The organism is Paenibacillus sp. sgz302191 (assembly GCF_057749925.1).
On record NZ_JBYLHY010000080.1, the window covers coordinates 1 to 1,559 of the forward strand.

Below are 1,559 nucleotides of genomic sequence, written 5' to 3' on the forward strand. Positions count from 1 at the left end.
GTCAGGCTGTTGAGAAAGTCTCATGAATTCACCAATTCACCGCGTTAATATGGTATAATATTCTTGTGAGTATTCCATGGAAAGCGCGGTGTGTCTATGCTTTACACGAACGAGCCTAATCCTCAACTCGATTTTGAATTGGTGTGTATTGAACATATGGTCGCACCCAATCACTTACTTCGCCATATCGAAAAGCATATCGATTTTAGCTTTATTCTTGAAAAGGTTCGCCCTTATTATAGTGAGTCGAATGGCCGTCCTTCTCTTGACCCTATTGTGTTTTTTAAGATGCTTCTCATCGGATATCTCTATAACATTCGTTCGGAAAGGGAGCTAGAGCGAGTGGTCAATGATACCCTTTCGTTCCGTTGGTTTCTTCGACTTGGGCTATCAGGCAAAGCGCCGGATCACTCCGTGTTTAGCTGGAATCGGAAGCATCGATTCAAGGATACGACCATTTTCCAAGATATCTTCGACCAGATCGTCCAGCAAGCCATCGACCATCATATGGTCGGAGGCCGCGTGCTCGTGACCGACTCCACACACATCAAAGCCAACGCCAACAATAGTAAATGTGAAAAACGGGAAGTCGAATGCACCCCTGAGGAATATATCCAAGAGCTCGAGCGGGCGGTGAACGAGGATCGGGAACAAGTCGGAAAAAAGCCTCCGCTTCCCAAAAAGGAGGTGGACAAAAAAACAATAAAAGTTAGTTTGACCGATCCGGAAAGCGGGTATTTGAAACGGGATGGAAAACCCGAAGGATTCCACTACCTCGATCATCGCACCGTCGATGTGAAATTAGGCATCATTACCGACTGTCATGTGACCGCTGGTAACGTCCATGATTCCGTCGTATACATAGATCGCTTGCAGCATCAAATCAACAAGTTTGGGTTTCATTCTACACTGGAAGCAGTTGCTGTTGACTCTGGATATATGACGCCTTATATTTGCCACAAAACTTCTCAGTTGAACATCATGGCCGTCATCCCGGAGCGAGGTTCCAGGGAGCATGGCGTTTTTCCAAAGGGACAATTTGTATTCCATGCCGAGAAAAACGTGTACATCTGCCCGAATCATCAGGAATTGACGTACCGAACCACGAATCGAGATGGCTACCGGGACTACAAGTCGGATCCGAAAGTATGCTCGGAATGTCCATTTCTGACATCGTGCACCACGAACAAATCGAATCAGCGAACCGTTCAGAGACATATATGGGAAGATAGTAAAGAACGGGTAAAGCTGAATCGACAAAGTGATAGCGGTAAGGTGCTTTACAACCTACGAAGCCAGACCATCGAGCGAAGTTTCGCGGACGCCAAAGTGCTCCACGGACTTCGCTATTGCCGATTTCGGGGGAGAGACAAGGTGCAGATGCAAGTGCTCCTAACCGCAACTGCACAGAACATGAAAAAGATAGCCCTCCACCTCTCCAAGAAAGCAGGATGAGGTACAGACCTCATTCAAACCCTCATTTCCCCCCCTGAAATACTTTTTTTCCAAATGATTCGTTATGCTTTCGTAAACAAACAGGGGTTTCTCAACAGCCTGAA

1 protein-coding gene is annotated in these 1,559 nt (G+C 46.5%); it reads left to right on the forward strand.

Annotation, left to right across the window (positions count from 1 at the left end; all coding sequences use genetic code 11):
* Positions 1-96 precede the first annotated feature (96 nt).
* Positions 97-1,455: an IS1182 family transposase gene (locus AC3G2T_RS38625; protein ID WP_488438805.1), complete on the forward strand. Its 1,359-nt coding sequence runs from the start codon at positions 97-99 to the stop codon at positions 1,453-1,455.
* Positions 1,456-1,559: the final 104 nt, after the last annotated feature.

Excerpts from the sequence above, each read along its gene's own strand:
- AC3G2T_RS38625 (WP_488438805.1), top strand. The coding sequence starts at position 97 with ATGCTTTACACGAACGAGCCTAATCCTCAACTCGATTTTGAATTGGTG.